14 protein-coding genes are annotated in these 15,729 nt (G+C 61.6%); 5 read left to right on the forward strand and 9 right to left on the reverse strand.

Annotation, left to right across the window (positions count from 1 at the left end; all coding sequences use genetic code 11):
• Positions 1 to 188 precede the first annotated feature (188 nt).
• Positions 189 to 968 (reverse strand): CSS-motif domain-containing protein, encoded by a 780-nt coding sequence (locus ACLEJW_RS20775; protein WP_178108285.1) that lies wholly within the window; start codon positions 966 to 968, stop codon positions 189 to 191.
• 341 nt (positions 969 to 1,309) lie between these two features.
• Here ACLEJW_RS20775 and ACLEJW_RS20780 point away from each other — a divergent pair, with 341 nt between their 5' ends.
• A complete protein-coding gene (locus ACLEJW_RS20780) occupies positions 1,310 to 3,385 on the forward strand; it encodes an ATP-binding protein (protein ID WP_409520963.1) in 2,076 nt (691 codons plus the stop codon).
• Between the two features lie 6 nt (positions 3,386 to 3,391).
• Here ACLEJW_RS20780 and ACLEJW_RS20785 read toward each other — a convergent pair whose 3' ends face one another.
• The 5 genes from ACLEJW_RS20785 to ACLEJW_RS20805 form a co-directional block, all read right to left on the reverse strand.
• Complete coding sequence (locus ACLEJW_RS20785; RefSeq protein WP_313460108.1) at positions 3,392 to 4,447, reverse strand: tetratricopeptide repeat protein; 1,056 nt, start codon at positions 4,445 to 4,447, stop codon at positions 3,392 to 3,394.
• A 167-nt stretch (positions 4,448 to 4,614) separates the two neighbouring features.
• Positions 4,615 to 6,033 carry an efflux transporter outer membrane subunit gene (locus ACLEJW_RS20790; protein WP_440778169.1) on the reverse strand — a complete coding sequence of 473 codons (1,419 nt, stop codon included), beginning with the start codon at positions 6,031 to 6,033 and terminating at the stop codon, positions 4,615 to 4,617.
• Positions 6,030 to 9,209, reverse strand: coding sequence for an efflux RND transporter permease subunit (locus ACLEJW_RS20795; protein WP_440778170.1), 3,180 nt, complete (start codon positions 9,207 to 9,209; stop codon positions 6,030 to 6,032). Before ACLEJW_RS20795 ends, ACLEJW_RS20790 begins: the two co-directional genes overlap by 4 nt.
• A 12-nt stretch (positions 9,210 to 9,221) precedes the next feature.
• Positions 9,222 to 10,463, reverse strand: a complete 1,242-nt coding sequence (gene mexE / locus ACLEJW_RS20800; protein ID WP_145183281.1) for a multidrug efflux RND transporter periplasmic adaptor subunit MexE — start codon at positions 10,461 to 10,463, stop codon at positions 9,222 to 9,224.
• A gap of 230 nt (positions 10,464 to 10,693) precedes the next feature.
• On the reverse strand, positions 10,694 to 11,173 hold the full coding sequence (locus tag ACLEJW_RS20805) for a GNAT family N-acetyltransferase (RefSeq protein WP_313302586.1): 480 nt from the start codon (positions 11,171 to 11,173) through the stop codon (positions 10,694 to 10,696).
• A gap of 137 nt (positions 11,174 to 11,310) precedes the next feature.
• Between ACLEJW_RS20805 and ACLEJW_RS20810 the strand changes: the two genes are divergently transcribed.
• The 4 genes from ACLEJW_RS20810 (at position 11,311) to ACLEJW_RS20825 (ending at position 14,259) form a co-directional block, all read left to right on the forward strand.
• A complete protein-coding gene (locus tag ACLEJW_RS20810; RefSeq protein ID WP_440778171.1) occupies positions 11,311 to 11,931 on the forward strand; it encodes a LysE family translocator in 621 nt (206 codons plus the stop codon).
• Between the two features lie 21 nt (positions 11,932 to 11,952).
• A complete protein-coding gene (locus ACLEJW_RS20815; RefSeq protein ID WP_440778172.1) occupies positions 11,953 to 12,828 on the forward strand; it encodes an alpha/beta fold hydrolase in 876 nt (291 codons plus the stop codon).
• 99 nt (positions 12,829 to 12,927) lie between these two features.
• On the forward strand, positions 12,928 to 13,794 hold the full coding sequence (locus tag ACLEJW_RS20820; protein WP_440778173.1) for a pirin family protein: 867 nt from the start codon (positions 12,928 to 12,930) through the stop codon (positions 13,792 to 13,794).
• 204 nt (positions 13,795 to 13,998) lie between these two features.
• Positions 13,999 to 14,259: a DUF1652 domain-containing protein gene (locus tag ACLEJW_RS20825; protein WP_145183296.1), complete on the forward strand. Its 261-nt coding sequence runs from the start codon at positions 13,999 to 14,001 to the stop codon at positions 14,257 to 14,259.
• Between the two features lie 46 nt (positions 14,260 to 14,305).
• Here the strand turns inward: ACLEJW_RS20825 and ACLEJW_RS20830 are convergent, their stop codons facing one another.
• The 3 genes from ACLEJW_RS20830 to ACLEJW_RS20840 all read right to left on the reverse strand — a co-directional run bounded on the left by ACLEJW_RS20830 (position 14,306) and on the right by ACLEJW_RS20840 (position 15,673).
• Positions 14,306 to 14,593, reverse strand: coding sequence for a hypothetical protein (locus tag ACLEJW_RS20830; RefSeq protein ID WP_145183300.1), 288 nt, complete (start codon positions 14,591 to 14,593; stop codon positions 14,306 to 14,308).
• A 190-nt stretch (positions 14,594 to 14,783) separates the two neighbouring features.
• A complete protein-coding gene (locus ACLEJW_RS20835) occupies positions 14,784 to 15,041 on the reverse strand; it encodes a PAAR domain-containing protein (RefSeq protein WP_440778174.1) in 258 nt (85 codons plus the stop codon).
• The gene (locus ACLEJW_RS20840; protein ID WP_440778175.1) at positions 15,038 to 15,673 is read right to left on the reverse strand and encodes a DUF6708 domain-containing protein; all 636 of its coding nucleotides are present in this window, start codon (positions 15,671 to 15,673) and stop codon (positions 15,038 to 15,040) included. The genes ACLEJW_RS20835 and ACLEJW_RS20840 overlap by 4 nt, the downstream gene beginning before the upstream one ends.
• Positions 15,674 to 15,729 lie beyond the last annotated feature (56 nt).

The following is a 15,729-nucleotide window of genomic DNA, read 5'->3' on the forward strand; positions in this document are numbered from 1 at the left end:
ATTTGCGTTGCCTGAACTGTCGTGCGCTTAAAAGCAAAAGCAAAAGCAAAAGCAAAAGCAACAGCAACAGCAACAGCAACAGCAATATTAAAAGCTGGAAGTGATGGGCAGGATATAAACAGCATAGTACTGGTACGCAGCAACCATTGACCTTCACGCTGCGCTGCTCTTGGCTTGCAGCTCAGCCCTCAGCCCTCAGCCCTCACGGGATGCAATTGCCCCGTGCGATAACGCCTGAACAAGGCCCAGTAAACGATTGCCCCGGTAATTAATCCCACTAACGCCAATGAAGGAAACAACTGTTTCATCGTCTGCCGCGTTTCGCGAGCCGAATACCCTTGCGCGAAACCGGTCTTCACGGTGTAGCCGTACTTCTGCGAAGTGCCTTCTACGGTAAATTCTGCAAGCGAAGGACGTAGCCCATCTCGGCTGTCGCCCTCCAACCAGATATACGCATCTGCGAATTCCAATACCAGCGTAACGCCAGTTTGAAATGCGCGCAGCTCGTTACGCAACAACTCCGCGTAACTTGTCGCAACCACTCGCGCGTTCTGCTGCTGGAGTTCATAGACAAGCAAAGGCGCATCACCAGCACCAGGGCCGTTGAACATCAGCTGCAGCGAGGATTGAGCGTCGGCAGAGCGCGGCCACAGCTCTTGCGATGCCCCGAGCGTCGTGCAAAGCCCTCGCTCTGCATGGGTCAGGGCCAATGAGCGTAAATACGAATCCCGATTGACCCATTCGAGCATTTCGCCACGAGCCGCCTTGCAGTCGGTACCCGCTAGCCTGAGCGTGTGCTCGGCCGCAGCATGAATTCTGTCCACCGCAAGGTCCACGGAGTAAATGGCCTCTTGCAGGGAAACCTGCGCCAAATCAGCGAGTTTCTTGTCCTGTTGATAGACCATGATCATCAAGCCGGTGCCCACCGGTAGCAGGCTGATCACCAGGGCGAGCAACAATTCCACCATGCTGTGCCCAGCAGTTCTGATTCTAGACATCGGTCTGGAGCCCCATATTCCTGGGCTACCCACAATGGATAGCCCAATGCAGAGCCTATGGACCGATTACCGCTTGCGCTGTAGGCCGAGGCCGCGCTTACGTTACGAAACATTAACTGCCAGCGTAGTCCGCGACATGCTGTGAATCCCCCTGGCAGCAATCGGGCGCAGCAAGCGCGAAACCACTATGATTGGCTGATCGATGACGCGCGTCCCGGCCTGTTCGAGACAGTGCACACTTGCAGGCGTGCCCTGTTAAGCCGATCATTGGATCCAATGGATGAAGCCCTGAGCCTGATGGAATCTCGACCGTGTTCGTAAACGATGGTGCACCCAAACCCTACCGCCTAGAGCTGGGCCCCGTGCCGAGTGCAGAAGGGCTGGCCGTGCAGATCCAGCAATTCGAGTGGGGCAGCACTGCGCTCGGCCCTTTGCCGCTGTGGCCAGCACCCTTGCGCATTGCCGTCGACATGATGATCCTGTCGCCATTTCCGTGCGCGGTAGTATGGGGCCCGGACATGACCGTCATCCACAACGATGCCTACACCGCATTGCTTGAGCGCGACGGAGTCGCCTTGGGCCAGCCGTTCAATGAAGTGTGGGCCAGGGCCTGGCCGCAGGTAGGATCATGGGTGTTCAAGGCGATGGAAGGCCAGTCGAATTTCGTCGAGGATCAGCCACTGCAGTTGACCTGCGAGCATACCGGCGCACGTTTGTCCTACGCTTTCAGTTACACCCCCTTGCGCGATGAATACTATGAGGTGGCGGGTTTTCTTCACACCGTCATCGAAACCACTGCCGGGGTCGAAGCCCATGATCAATGGCGAGAGCAGGCGCTGACGTTCGAGCGTCAGCTCGAGCGCTACATGGCAGACCGCGATCAGATCTGGCAGCTCTCGCGGGACGCCATGATTGTCGTCAGCCGTGACCTGCGCCTGCTGGAGGCTAATCCTGCCTGGCACAGGGCATTGGGCTGGACAGATGAAGAGATTCGTGAAAGGTCGATCCTTGAGCTGGTGCACCCAGCGGACTTGACCGAAGTAGAAGTCGCGGTAATGGACTTCGTGCATCAGCAAGGCGCCGACCAACTCGAGACGCGCATGCGTCACCGCGACGGCCATTACCGATGGTTTCGCTGGACGGCCAGCTTCGACGGCAGCCGACTGACCGCCGTTGGCCGGGATATCTCCGGTGATCGCGATGAGGTGATCAGGCAATCGGAGGCTTTCGTGCGGGCCGCCCAGCGCATGGATGCCGTCGGCCACCTGGCCGGCGGCATGGCCCATGAAATGAATAACCTGTTATCGGGTATCGGTGGCAGTCTCGAGCTGTTGCAGAGCCGCCTGGAGCAGGGTCGTCTGGGGCAAATCGATCGATACGTGGCGCTGGCCGCTGATTCGGTGCAACGGGCGATGACCTTGACCCATCACCTGCTGGCGTTCTCCCGGCACCAACCGCTATCGCCCAAGCCCATCGATGTCAATGCTCAACTAACCACCATGGAGCTGCTCCTGCGCCAAGTGCTTGGCACCGAAATGCGCATGAAATGGGAACTGGACGTGGCGCCCTGGACGCTCTGCGTGGATGTCGGGCAACTGGAGATGGCCCTGGTGCATTTATTCTCCAATGCGCGCGAAGCCTGCCTGGGCCGCGGCGAGATCACCTTGCATACGATCAACACACGGCTGCATGCGCCGTTTCCCGATGAATCCGGAGTGCCTGCCGGTGATTACGTTGGCGTCTACGTCAGCGACGACGGTCATGGCATGCCGGAGACGGACCTGCCGCGCGCGTTCGAACCCTTCTTCACCACCAAGCCCATAGGGCAGGGTGCAGGCCTTGGCCTAGCGATGGTGTACGGATTCGTTGGTCAATCCGGCGGTCATGTCTGGCTCGAATCGCAGCCAGGCCAGGGCATGCGCGTGTGCATGTTGTTCCCGCGCAGCCATGCGCATGTCGAGCAGCCTCCGGTATCGCCGATTGCGCCAGTCACCCGGGGCAGAGGCCAGCGCATATTGCTGACCGACGATGAGCACAACCTGCGTGCTGTAATCAAGGAATACCTGGAGGAGCACGGGTTTGAGGTATGCGACGCCGTGGATGCCAGCTCGGCGCTTGATTGCTTCCGCAACCAGGGGCCTTTCGATCTGGTGATCACCGATATTGGCCTGCCTGGCGGCTTCAGCGGCCGTCAGGCCGCCAAGGCGATGCGTCTGCTGGCGCCTGCGCAAAAGATCCTGTTCATCACCGGTTTCAACGATCAACCCGTGGAATTGCTGATGCTCGATACGCCCGGCACAGCGCTGATGCTCAAGCCATTCGCGCTGTCGGCGCTGAAAAACCAGGCGCTGTTGATGTTGGCCGACCCACCCGTCAGCGCCACCTAGCCGCCGCTAGAGCCCCTGCTGCAGGAAGGGATCGTCCGGGTTTTGCCGTTCCAGTTCGGCCAACAAGACCTGTACGTTCTGCAGCTGCCCGGTTTCTTTCTCGTACTGGATCAGCAGCACGCGCGCGCGGCGGTTGGCAGGCTGGCGGCTGAGCAGTGTCTCCAGCTGCTTTTGCGCAGCGTCGGATTGCTCCAGTGCGTGCAAGGTCACAGCCAAGGTGTAGCGGTAATCGGCGTTGTCAGGCTCCAGCTCCACTGCACGTGACAGCGCCAGCAGGGCATATTCCTGCTGCTCATGGCGATTCAGCCAAAGCCCGAGCTGGTACTGCAGAAAGGCTGAATCCGGCTGCAAGGTCAGGGCCTTGGCCAGGACCTCGCGGGATTGATCATGCAGGCCTTGGCGCTCGAGCAGGCGCACCTGGGTGACCAGGGCATCGGGGCTCCGAGGTGCGAGCGCGAGGCTGCGCTGTAAAGCTGCCGCGGCCTGGGTATAGGCGTTTTCGTGCAAGTACAGGCGCGCCAGGTGCACTTGGGCCGCAGCATCGTCGGGCTGCTGTTCCAACACCTGTTGATAGTGCTCCAGCGCATTTTGCAGAGGCCCGAAGTACAGGCCGATGGCGTCGGGATCAAGGCCCAGCAGCGCATCCACTGCGGCAAAACGCACGCTCTGATCGTCATCGTCCAGCAACGGGCCCAGCACCAGGCTGCGCTGGGCCGCGGGCAGCAGGCGCTGGATACTGGCAACGGCGGCGCGACGTACCAGCGGGTCGTCACTCTCAAGGTCCGTCCGTGCCAGTTTCAGGGCCAGGGGGGAAGGGTAGTTTGGCAGCTCGGCGTGCAAGGCGGCTCGCCGTATCGGCGCAAGGTCGGTGCGCTGGAGCTGTTGATACAGCACACGGGCAGCACCGGGCTGGCCCTCATGCGCCTGGCGCAGGGCCTTGGCATAGCTGGGGGCGGGCCGCGCCGCCGGTGCCGGCGCGTTGCTGCGGTGCAGTACAACGATGGTGGTCGCCACCAGCACCAGCAGCAACAGGGCGATCAGGGCGTGATGGCGTCTCGGCATAGGTGCTGTTTTTTCTGACAAGAAGAGGGCAAAGCTTGGGGCACAATGCCCTGGCCTGCAAGCGAAGCGGCTCGGGTTTGGGCGTAAAAAAGCCCCGCGGGCCTAGGCCTGCGGGGCAAAAGGTTGGGGGAGGATCCAACCAAAGGAGCCTGTGCAACAGGGGAGAGTCAGCGCGCGCTGGCCAACGTTTGCGGTTGCCAACCGCCGCCCAGCGCCTTGTAGATCGAGACGATGCCGCGATACAGCTCGACTTCGCCCTGGGCCTGGGCGTCTTCTGCGCTCAGACGCTCGCGCTCGGCATCGAGCAATACCAGGTAATCCACCGTGCCCTCGCGGTAGCGAATCGATGCCAGATCTGCAGCCTTGCGGCTGGCTTCGCTCTGGCGGATCAACGACATCAGTCGCTGCTGGGTCTTGCCGTAATCGCTGAAGGCGTTGGCCGATTCTTCCAGGGCCAGCAACACCTGCTGCTCATAGCTGGCCAGCGCCCCTTCGGCATCGGCTTTCGCCCCGCGCAGACGAGCGCGCACGCTGCCCAGGTCGAATGCGGCCCAGGTGATGCTAGGCCCCAGGGCCCAGGCGTTGGCGGCCGACGAGCCGATCTGCGAGCCGCGGGCGGCGGTAAACCCGAGGAAGCCGCTCAAGCTGACCCGTGGGAACAGATCGGCCGTGGCCACGCCGACGTTGGCTGTGGCCGCAGCCAGTTGGCGCTCGGCACTGCGGATATCCGGACGCCGGCGCAGCAACTCGCCGGGGTCACCCACCGGCAGGGCTTTGGCGATGGCTGGCAGCGCCTTGGGTGACAGATCGACACTCAGTGCTTGCGGCTGTTGGCCGAGCAGGGTGGCGATGCGATGCCGTGCACGTGCCTGTTGCGCCTCCAGTTGCGGGACCGTGGCTTCGACACCGGCCAGGCGCGCATCGGCGCGCACCACGTCAAGCTCATTGCCTACCCCCGCGTCGCGCAGGGTTTCGGTGATCGTGCGCGACTCTTGTTGAGTCTTGAGGTTGGCCAGGGCGATCTTCTCGCGCAGTTGCGCGCCGCGCAGCTGGCCGTAGGCGTCGACCAGCTCGGCAATCAGGCTGACTTGCAATTGTTGCAGATCGGCCTGAGCCGCCGCTGCCTGGGCATCGCTGGCTTCGATCTGCCGCTGGATACGGCCAAACAGATCGAGCTCCCAGGCCATGTCCAGGCCCAGGTCATAGCGCTCGCTGTTGACCCGGTCATCGGTCTGGCCGGGGATCTGACCCTTGCCAATCTCGCTGCTGGCACGGCTGGTCACCACCGGCAGTTGATCGTTGGCGGCGTCATCACGGATCGCCCGCGCCGACTTCAGCCGGGCGAATGCCACGCGCAGGTCGCGGTTGCCGTCCAACGATGCCTGTACCAACTGGTTGAGTACCGGGTCATCGAACTGCTTCCACCACAGGCTTTCGAAGCGGCTGCGATCGAAGGCTCGGGCCGGCATGTCGGTGTCAGCGATGTGGGCAGGCTCAGTGGCCGGCGCTTGATAGTCCGGGCCCACGGCACAGGCGGCCAAGGCCAGTGCCAACAGGCTCGGGGTCAGGGGTTTGAGCAGGTTCATGCGTGGTTCTCCAGCACAGGCGTGTGCTCGGCCTTGCGGGCCTGGCGACGCTCGACGAAACGGCGAATCAGGAAGAAGAACACCGGGGTCAGGAACAGGCCGAACACGGTCACGCCGATCATCCCGGAGAACACCGCCACGCCCATGGCATGACGCATCTCGGACCCTGCACCAGAGCTGAACACCAGCGGCACCACGCCCATGATGAAGGCGATCGAGGTCATCAGGATCGGCCGCAGACGCAACCGGCAGGCTTCCAGCACGGCGGCCAGCGGGTCGAGCCCCTTGGCTTGTTCGTCCTTGGCGAATTCGACGATCAGAATCGCGTTCTTGCAGGCCAGGCCCACCAATACGATCAAGCCAATCTGAGTGAAGATGTTGTTGTCGCCGCCGGACACGATCACCCCGGTGATAGCCGACAGCAGCGTCATCGGCACGATCAGGATCACCGCCAGCGGCAGACTCCAGCTCTCGTACTGCGCCGCGAGCACCAGGAAGGCCAACAGCACGCACAGCGGGAACACGAACAGGGCGGTGTTGCCCGAGAGGATCTGCTGGTAGGTCAGGTCGGTCCATTCGAAGGTCATGCCATTGGGCAGTTCTTGCTTGAGCAACTTCTCGATCGCCGCCTCAGCCTGGCCGGAGCTGTAGCCCGGGGCTGCAGCGCCGTTGATTTCGGCAGTGATGAAGCCGTTGTAATGCATGACCCGGTCCGGGCCCGAGGTGTCACTGACCTTGAGGAAGGTCGCCAACGGAATCATCTCGCCGAGGTTGTTACGCACCTTGAGCTGACCGATCTGCTCGGCGTCCAGGCGGAACTGCTGCTCGGCCTGCACGTTGACCTGGTAGGTGCGGCCAAAGCGGTTGAAGTCGTTGGTGTAGAGCGAGCCCAGGTAGACCTGCAGGGTGTCGAAGATGTCGTTGATCGCCACGCCATGGGTCTTGGCCTTTTCCCGGTCGATGGCGGCATCGACCTGCGGCACGTTGACCTGGTAGCTGGTGAACAAGCCGGCCAGTTCGGGTACTTCGTGGCTCTTGGCGATGATGTTCTGGGTTTCCTTGTACAACGCCTCGTACCCCAGGTTGCCACGGTCCTCGATCTGCAGGCGGAAGCCACCGATGGTGCCCAGGCCCTGGACCGGAGGCGGCGGGAAGATCGCGATGTAGGCGTCTTGAATGTCAGCGAACTTGGCGTTGAGCGCTGCAGCGATGGCGGCCGCCGACTGGCTCGGGTCCTTGCGCTCGTCGAACGGCTTGAGCGGGGTGAACACGATGCCGCTGTTGGGGCTGTTGGTGAAGCCGTTGATCGACAGGCCGGGGAAGGCCACCGAGTCGGCCACGCCAGGCTGCGCCAGGGCGATCTCACTCATGCGCTTGATCACCGCCTCGGTACGGTCGAGGCTCGCCGCATCAGGCAATTGGGCGAACGCGACCAGGTACTGCTTGTCCTGCGCCGGTACGAAGCCGGTGGGTGTCGAGGCAAAGCCCAGGTAGGTCAGGCCCATCAGCCCTGCGTAGATGAACAGGGCGATACCGCTTGAGCGGATGACCCGGCGCACGCCGCCGACGTAACGGTGGCTGGCGCGGTCGAAGAAGCGGTTGAACGGCGCGAACAGCCAGCTGCCCAGCAGGCGTTCGAGGATCCGCGAGAAACGGTCTTTGGGTGCGTGATGGTCCTTGAGCAGCACGGCCGCCAACGCCGGCGACAGGGTCAGCGAGTTGAAGGCCGAGATCACCGTGGAAATGGCGATGGTCAGGGCGAACTGCTTGTAGAACTGCCCGGTGAGGCCGGAAATGAACGCTGCCGGCACGAAGACTGCGCACAGTACCAACGCCGTGGCGATGATCGGCCCGGTGACTTCACCCATGGCCTTCTGCGTGGCTTCCAAGGGTTTCAGGCCCAGCCCGATATTACGCTCGACGTTCTCCACCACCACGATCGCGTCGTCCACCACGATGCCGATCGCCAGCACCAGGCCGAACAGCGACAAGGCATTGAGCGAGAAGCCGAACAGATGCATCACGGCGAAGGTACCGATCAGCGAAACGGGCACTGCCAGCAGCGGGATGATCGATGCGCGCCAGGTCTGCAGGAACAGAATGACCACCAGCACCACCAGGATCAGCGCTTCGAACAGGGTGTGCACCACCGCTTCGATGGAGCCACGCACGAACACGGTCGGGTCATAGACGATGCTGTAATCCATGCCCTCCGGGAAATCCTTCTTCAGCTCGGCCATCTTCGCCCGCACCTCGTCGGAGATGTCGATGGCATTCGAGCCTGGACGCTGGAAGATCGGGATGGCCACGGCCGGCTGGTTGTTCAGCAGTGAGCGCAGGGCGTACTGGCTGGAACCCAGCTCGACCCGAGCGATGTCCTTCAGGCGAGTGATTTCGCCGTCGGCGCCGGCGCGGATGATGATGTTCTCGAACTCTTCCTCGTTGACCAGGCGGCCCTGAGTGTTGATCGACAGTTGGAAGCTGGTCGATCCGGGGGCGGGCGGGGCGCCCAGCTGCCCGGCAGCCACTTGGCGGTTCTGCTCACGAATGGCCGCCACCACGTCGCTGGCGGTGAGGTTGCGTGAGGCGGTCTTGTTCGGATCCAGCCATACGCGCAGTGAGTAATCGCCCATGCCGAACAGCTGCACATCGCCGACGCCGCCCAGGCGCGCCAGTTCGTCCTTGATGTTGAGGATGGCGTAGCTGGACAGATAGAGCATGTCGTAGCGGTTATCCGGCGAGGTCAAGTGCACGACCATGGTCAGGTCGGGCGAGGCCTTGTCGACGGTGATGCCGATACGCGTGACCTCCTCAGGCAGCTTGGGCTGCGTGCGGGTCACACGGTTCTGCACCTGCACCTGGGCGTTGTCCAGGTCGGTGCCCAGCGCGAAGGTGATGGTCAGGGTCAGTTTGCCATCGGCGGTCGATTGCGAGGACATGTACAGCATGTTCTCGACCCCGGTAATCGCTTGTTCGAGGGGCGCTGCCACGGTTTCGCCGATCACCTTGGGGTTGGCGCCGGGGAAGTTGGCCCGCACCACCACGGTGGGCGGAACCACCTCGGGGTACTCGCTGATCGGCAGCTGGAACAGCGAGATCGAGCCTGCGATCAGCAGTATCAGCGACAGCACCGCGGCGAAGATCGGCCGGGTAATGAAGAATTTGGAGAAGTTCATCGGTGTGATCCCTTAACCGCGTGGCGCCTGGGCGCTGGCGACTTTATCGTTGGAGCCCGCTACGTTGCGCGCCTTGTTGCTCGCTTCCAGGGCCTGACGCTGCTGCGCGAGGGCAGCAAGGGTCTGTTCACTGGCCATCTGGGTTTCCTGCGGGGTCACCGGCGAGCCAGGACGGACCCGTTGCAGGCCCTTCACCACGATTCGGTCGTCCTTGCCCAGACCGCTGCGCACGATGCGCAGGCCTTCGAGCTTGGGGCCCAACTCGACGGCGCGGTAGGCCGCCTTGTTGTCCTTGTCCATCACCAGCACGAATTTCTTGCCAAGGTCGGTGCCGACTGCCTCGTCGTTGATCAGCACCGCATCGTACTGTGCGCTGCCGACCAGCTTAAGGCGGGCATACAAGCCTGGAGTGAATTGCCCGTCACGGTTGTCGAACACGGCTCGGCCACGGATGGTGCCGGTGCGCGGGTTGACCTGGTTGTCGACGAAGTTCATCTGACCCAGGTGCGGGTTGCCGGCTTCGTTGGTCAAGCCGAGGTAGACCGGCGTGCTCTGGCCGCGCTGGCCTTCTCGCGCCAGCTGGGTGTACTTCAGGTACACGCGCTCGTCGGCATCGAAGTAGGCATACACCTTGTCGGTGGAAACAACGCTGGTCAGCGCCGTGACATCCGCGGTAACGATGTTGCCGGCGGTGAATTCGGCGCGGCTCACGCGGCCGCTTATCGGTGCGGTGACGCGGGTAAAGCTCAGGTTCAGGCGTGCCAGGTCAAGCTGCGCCTGGATCGCATCGACGCCAGCACGGGCTTCGGCGGCAGCGCTGCTGCGCGACTCGGCAAGTTCGGCGGAGATCGCATTGCTGTCGCGCAAGCGTTCGCCGCGACGCGCTTCGTTGGCGCTGCGAATCGCGCTGGCCTTGGCCTGCTGCAGTTGGGCTTCGAGGCGGCGCACCTCAGCCTGGAACGGGCGTGGGTCGATCTGGAACAGCAGGTCGCCTTTCTTCACCTGGGCGCCCTCGGTGAAGCCAACCAGGTCGATCTGACCGGAGACACGCGGGCGCACTTCCACGGTTTCCGGCGCTTCGAGGCGACCGGTGAATTCGTCCCATTCGTTGATCGGTTGCTCGATGACCTTGGCGACGCTTACGGTTGGCGCGGCGGGAGCCTGAACGGCGTCGGGGGTGCGACCGCAAGCGCTGAGCACCACCACGGCAAGAGCCGCAAGGGGAAAGCGCAAGGGTTTGAGTGAGTGGTCCATGGAGAACTCCGCCAATGTATTAGTAGTGGGCGGAGTGTGAGTGTCCTGCGCGTGGCGCACGAATCGAATACAGCGAAGGTCATTATCACGCTCAATGATATCGACTGAAGGATTATCGATGCCGCCGGGTTGGCATCTTCAGACACTGAGCAGGGTGACCCACCCATCGCTCTTATCGCCAAGGCACCGGCGATATCGGACCGTACCACGTAGTACGTAACAAGCGTCCCTCAACCTTGGGCAAATTGCAGCAACGCGTCGCCATCCAACCGATAGCGCACCCACTCGCTTTGTGCCTGCGCCCCCAGCGACTGGTAAAAACCGATCGCAGGTTCGTTCCAGTCCAGCACACTCCATTCGAAGCGTCCGCAGCCGTTGGCCACCGCCTCACGGGCGATATGCCGGAGCACCTCACGGCCGGCTCCGCCGCCGCGGTGCTCCGGCGTGATGTACAAGTCTTCCAGATAAATGCCGTTACGTCCCTGCCAGGTCGAATAGCTGTAGAAATACACGGCAAACCCTACGGCCTGGCCATCCCGCTCGCAGATCAGACTACGCACGGTGCTGCCTTCGTCGAACAGGCTGTGCTCGATATCGGCCAGCGTCGCCACCACTTCATGGCGGGCACGTTCGTAGTCGGCAAGCTCGGTGATGTAGGCGAGGATCTGAGCGGCATCGGTGCGCTGGGCGGGGCGAATGGTAAGTGGCATGCTCTTTCCTTGATGGACCATGGGCTGCGAAAGGTACAGTGATGTGTATCTACGCAATTTAACTTAACTGTACCGGTCATGTGGCGGGCAGACTGCGCTAGTGTGACAGTACCTGCCACGCTTCTGGAAAGTTTCCCATGCTTGCCTCTGCCGACCTGCTCACGGCCTTCGTGCTGTTTGCCTTCGTGTCCTCGATCACTCCCGGGCCCAACAACACCATGCTGCTGGCCTCGGGGGTGAATTTCGGCGTGCGCCGCTCGATTCCTCACGCCTTGGGCATCAGCATCGGCTTCATGCTCATGGTCCTAGCGGTGGGGCTTGGGTTGGGCGAGGTGTTCAAGGCCTGGCCGACGCTCTATACGGTGTTGCGCTATACCGGCGCGGCCTACCTGTTGTACCTGGCCTGGAAAATTGCGACCTCAGGGCCGCTGGGCGCGGATGCGCCCTGTGCGCGTCGGCCGTTGGGGTTTTGGGGCGCTGCGGCCTTTCAGTGGGTCAATCCCAAAGCTTGGGTGATGGCAGTGGGCGCAATTACTACCTATACCCCAGCCCAAGGCTACGTGACCAATGTGATCGTGATCGCCATGCTGTTCGCGCTGGTCAACTTGCCCAGTGTCGGCATCTGGGTGATGTTCGGCAGCGCGCTACGCAATGTGCTGCGCGATCCACGCTGGCTGGTGCTGTTCAATGTCCTGATGGCCCTGCTGCTGGTGGCTTCACTCTATCCACTGCTGTTTGTAGAATCATCGTTTTCCTGAACCGTTAAGTACAGAAAACCGATGCAGCTGATCCCCTGGTCTCATGACAGCAGCGCAGGCTTTACCCTGCGCGGCTGGCGCTCGCCCGCCAGCGGCAAACCCTTGCTGCACTTCGTGCACGGTAACGGCTTCTGCTGCCTGGCTTACCAGCCGCTGTTGCTGGCGTTGTCCGAGCACTTCGACCTGTGGCTCTGTGATGTTCAGGGCCATGGCGACAGCGACCATGGCGGCGCATTTGTCGGCTGGAACCGCAGCGCAATGCTTGCCGGCGAAGCCTTCGATGCCGGGTGCAGCGAGTACGGCGCTGTCCGACGCTTGGCGTTGGGCCACAGCTTTGGCGGGGTGTTGACCGGATTGCTGCTGGCTACCCGGCCGGGCTTGTTCGAGCGGGCGGTGTTACTGGACCCGGTCCTGTTCAGTCGGCGCATGATTGGCGTCATGACCGTCACGGCGCTGATCGGCCTGCATCGGCACCATGCGTTGGCGCGCAAGGCTGCCAGCCGCCGCAGCCATTGGCCCGATCGCGAGGCAGCGCGGTCATCGCTGCAAGGCCGTGGCATCTTCAAAGGCTGGACTGACGCTGCACTGCACGCTTATGTCGAGCATGCCATCGGTGATCATGGCGAAGGGGGGGTGGTGCTCAAGTGCCGTCCCAGCCGCGAGGTCGAAATCTTCAGTTCGTGCCCGTCGCGGATGTGGGCACATCTGCTGGCCTTGGAAACGCCGACCCAAGTGCTGTACGGCGACCATACCTATCCCTTTGTCAGGCAATCAGTGCAGCGCTTGGCCAAGCTCAACCCGGCCGTCAGTAGCCAGCAGGTAGCCGGGGGCCACTGCTTCATGCAGGAAGATCCCGACAGGGCAGCGCAGCACATTGTTGACTACCTGCAACCCTGATCGATTGTTCCACTGACGGGACAATCAGTACCGTTTATCCTGGCTACCGGAGGCTTCGGCTCACTGATAGGGTGGCTGAAAGCTAATCAGGAGCCGTTCATGAAAACTGTCGTGGGTATCTATCGCAGCCCTCAACTCCATTGGGTGGGTGATGGCTTCCCCGTTCGCAGCCTGTTCACCTACGATCGCCTGACCCAGCAGACCAGCCCGTTCCTGCTGCTCGATTACGCAGGCCCCTATGATTTCGCGCCGACCGAGGCCCGGCGCGGCGTCGGCGAGCACCCGCACCGCGGCTTCGAAACGGTGACCATCGTCTATCAAGGTGAGGTGGAGCATCGTGACTCCACGGGCGCAGGTGGCGTGATCGGCCCCGGCGATGTGCAGTGGATGACCGCGGCCAATGGCATCCTCCACGAGGAATTTCATTCGCCCGCATTCGCCCGCAATGGCGGCACGCTGGAGATGGTGCAATTGTGGGTCAATCTGCCGGCCGCCAGTAAACGCGCGCCTGCGGGTTATCAGACGTTGCTGGCGGCGGACATTCCGCTAGTCCCGCTGGCCGACGGCGCTGGCAGTGTGCGCGTCATTGCCGGCACCTATGCGGCCCATCACGGGCCTGCGCGCACGTTCACCGCCATGAATGTGTGGGATCTAAGCCTCAACGCTGGGGCGGCGGCGCAACTGCCTGTCGTCGATGGCCATAACGCGGCGCTGGTGGTGTTGCACGGCACGGTGCGCGTCAACGGCGAGCATGCCGTCGGCCTAGCAAGCCTGGTGCTGCTCGACCAGGTGGGCGAGGACGTGTGGGTGGAGGCTGTCGAGGGTGCCAAGATGCTGTTGCTCAGTGGGCAGCCGATCGATGAGCCGGTGGTCGCTTACGGCCCCTTCGTGATGAACAGCCAGGCGGAAATCGTTGAATCGTTCGAGGCATTTCAGGCGGGGCGTTTCGGTGGATTGACCGATTGATCCAATACCGCCTGTCGCAAAACGTCCACACGCACTGAACGGTGCAAGGTGGCGCAGGCTCTCCCACTAAGGTGCCTGGATACCTTGCCTGTCATCATCGTCCTGGCAAATGGACGGCCGCTTGGGCATGGGCAATATCAATTGGCAGCCGGGCTGCCAAAGGCGTAACTACACAACAGGCCATCCTATAGAGAGGGTCGAACCATGTCGTTGATAGGCGTTTCTATGCTGGAAATGCGGCAGATCATCGAGCAAGCTTGTCTGCCGGACCGCTGCGAAATCAGCTGCGCCGATGGGGCCACGCTGACCATTCGCTTGGGGCAGGGCCGTAGCTTGGAAGATGGCGTGACCCTGAACGGGGTCGCGCTGCACAGCCTCAATAGCTGCCGAGATCTGGCGAACCTGGTGGGTCAGCTGCGCGCGCTACGCGACGATCAACCTGCAGCGCTCAAGGCGATTGCCTGACCGTCGCGCAACACCGGCCAGTACGTGCTGGCCGGTGGGAGGGGCGTTACTGCAATTCCACCAACAGATTGAGCCCGCCATCGCCGCACTTGCCTTGGTCCCTGACCACCCCGTGGTAGCTGCGACCATCCCAAACGAACGCTACGCTGTGGGCACGCTCTACCTTGGTCGGTAGCGGCGGACAGATATGCAGGCGCAGGGCAGGGCGACCCTGCAGGTTGAGCGGGGCCAGCTGACATTGGCATTCAACGCTCAACGCCACCGGACCGAACAAGGTGTCGCGCACATAATCGAGTTGCAAATTGGAGTTGGGTGCTCGGCAAGGCATTTTCATGGCCGCTGGGCTCCTGGGCAATCGCGCTGCTGGGAAGGCTGGTAGGGCATTGACGGCAGGCTCCTGGCAAAAGGATGGCATCGATCGTGTTTTCGATGCATGACGACAGCACGGGTTCAACTTATTTCATAGAGTTTCATCCGCTGCACGGCTTTGCTGACAAATGGCCATCGTCAACAGGGTAGTCATCTCACTCTAGCAGCCAATCCTGATCGCCTCCGATCAATACACCGCCGTGATCGGTGCGGTCACCTGCTCGCGCCACCGCTTTGCCTTCAACTTGGTAATGTCGCGCTCCGGTCATGATCACCGCACCACAGCCGGTCCGATCGCCCACCCTGGCTACTGCCTTGCCGTTGAACGTGTAACGCTTGGCGCCCGTTTTCACGGTGCTGCGGCCATGTAACGGACAGTCATGGGCATGCCCGACCAGAACTACTGGCTTCATGGCGAATGTTCCGCAGTGCCTGCGGTGCGTGATTCAAGGTCCATCTCTGGCGGCCATTTGACCTTTGGGGCGAGACGGTCGAAAGGGTTTCGGTGGGTAGCGTTTTCCCAAGGACCTGGATTGGGAAAGTCGTTCCAATCCCTGGGTGGGTGCACAAATCGGGGCAAAGCACTAGGGCCGTCGTTCATATAGGCTCGGGCAATCGACCAATGCACCTCACCTAGATCTATGTCGTCGAAAAAAAATAAACGATCTATGATCTTCTTGGTGCCTGGAACACTTACAGAAATCATCACTTTTTCCTGAAGGCCGCCGTGGCCGGGCACGTAGGTCCTGTAAGCCTCAGCGGTCAGGTCGTCCCAGTGGTAGCAAACTGGCTTGACGCCCCAGCCCTTGCGCCCAAATGGACGGAGTTGATTGAATCGATATTGATAGAAATAAACCTTGCGTCGAACTCGATTGAATCGGACTGGCTCATTCCTTGGTATTTCCAGGGCAAACCGTACAGCCGGAATCCCTGCATAGATGCTGCATGCTACAGTAATAATGACTGTTAAGAGCTCAATGCTTGGGCGGAGGAAGAATGTCGCTTCCTCAAAGAGTATAAATAAAATCATAGAGAAGCTAGACATTAGTATTGCTAGCCCTAGAATAAATAGAATTGCACGAGACCGGATGGACGTCCGTG

It is taken from the genome of Pseudomonas sp. SMSB3, from assembly GCF_052041965.1.
Lineage (GTDB): Bacteria > Pseudomonadota > Gammaproteobacteria > Pseudomonadales > Pseudomonadaceae > Aquipseudomonas.

What these genes read in the sequence shown, in the direction of transcription:
- ACLEJW_RS20775 (WP_178108285.1), bottom strand. Translation starts at nt 968, where the DNA reads ATGGTGGAATTGTTGCTCGCCCTGGTGATCAGCCTGCTACCGGTGGGC.
- ACLEJW_RS20785 (WP_313460108.1), bottom strand. Translation starts at nt 4,447, where the DNA reads ATGCCGAGACGCCATCACGCCCTGATCGCCCTGTTGCTGCTGGTGCTG.
- ACLEJW_RS20790 (WP_440778169.1), bottom strand. Translation starts at nt 6,033, where the DNA reads ATGAACCTGCTCAAACCCCTGACCCCGAGCCTGTTGGCACTGGCCTTG.
- ACLEJW_RS20795 (WP_440778170.1), bottom strand. Translation starts at nt 9,209, where the DNA reads ATGAACTTCTCCAAATTCTTCATTACCCGGCCGATCTTCGCCGCGGTG.
- mexE (WP_145183281.1), bottom strand. Translation starts at nt 10,463, where the DNA reads ATGGACCACTCACTCAAACCCTTGCGCTTTCCCCTTGCGGCTCTTGCC.
- ACLEJW_RS20805 (WP_313302586.1), bottom strand. Translation starts at nt 11,173, where the DNA reads ATGCCACTTACCATTCGCCCCGCCCAGCGCACCGATGCCGCTCAGATC.
- ACLEJW_RS20810 (WP_440778171.1), top strand. Translation starts at nt 11,311, where the DNA reads ATGCTTGCCTCTGCCGACCTGCTCACGGCCTTCGTGCTGTTTGCCTTC.
- ACLEJW_RS20815 (WP_440778172.1), top strand. Translation starts at nt 11,953, where the DNA reads ATGCAGCTGATCCCCTGGTCTCATGACAGCAGCGCAGGCTTTACCCTG.
- ACLEJW_RS20820 (WP_440778173.1), top strand. Translation starts at nt 12,928, where the DNA reads ATGAAAACTGTCGTGGGTATCTATCGCAGCCCTCAACTCCATTGGGTG.
- ACLEJW_RS20825 (WP_145183296.1), top strand. Translation starts at nt 13,999, where the DNA reads ATGTCGTTGATAGGCGTTTCTATGCTGGAAATGCGGCAGATCATCGAG.
- ACLEJW_RS20830 (WP_145183300.1), bottom strand. Translation starts at nt 14,593, where the DNA reads ATGAAAATGCCTTGCCGAGCACCCAACTCCAATTTGCAACTCGATTAT.
- ACLEJW_RS20835 (WP_440778174.1), bottom strand. Translation starts at nt 15,041, where the DNA reads ATGAAGCCAGTAGTTCTGGTCGGGCATGCCCATGACTGTCCGTTACAT.
- ACLEJW_RS20840 (WP_440778175.1), bottom strand. Translation starts at nt 15,673, where the DNA reads ATGTCTAGCTTCTCTATGATTTTATTTATACTCTTTGAGGAAGCGACA.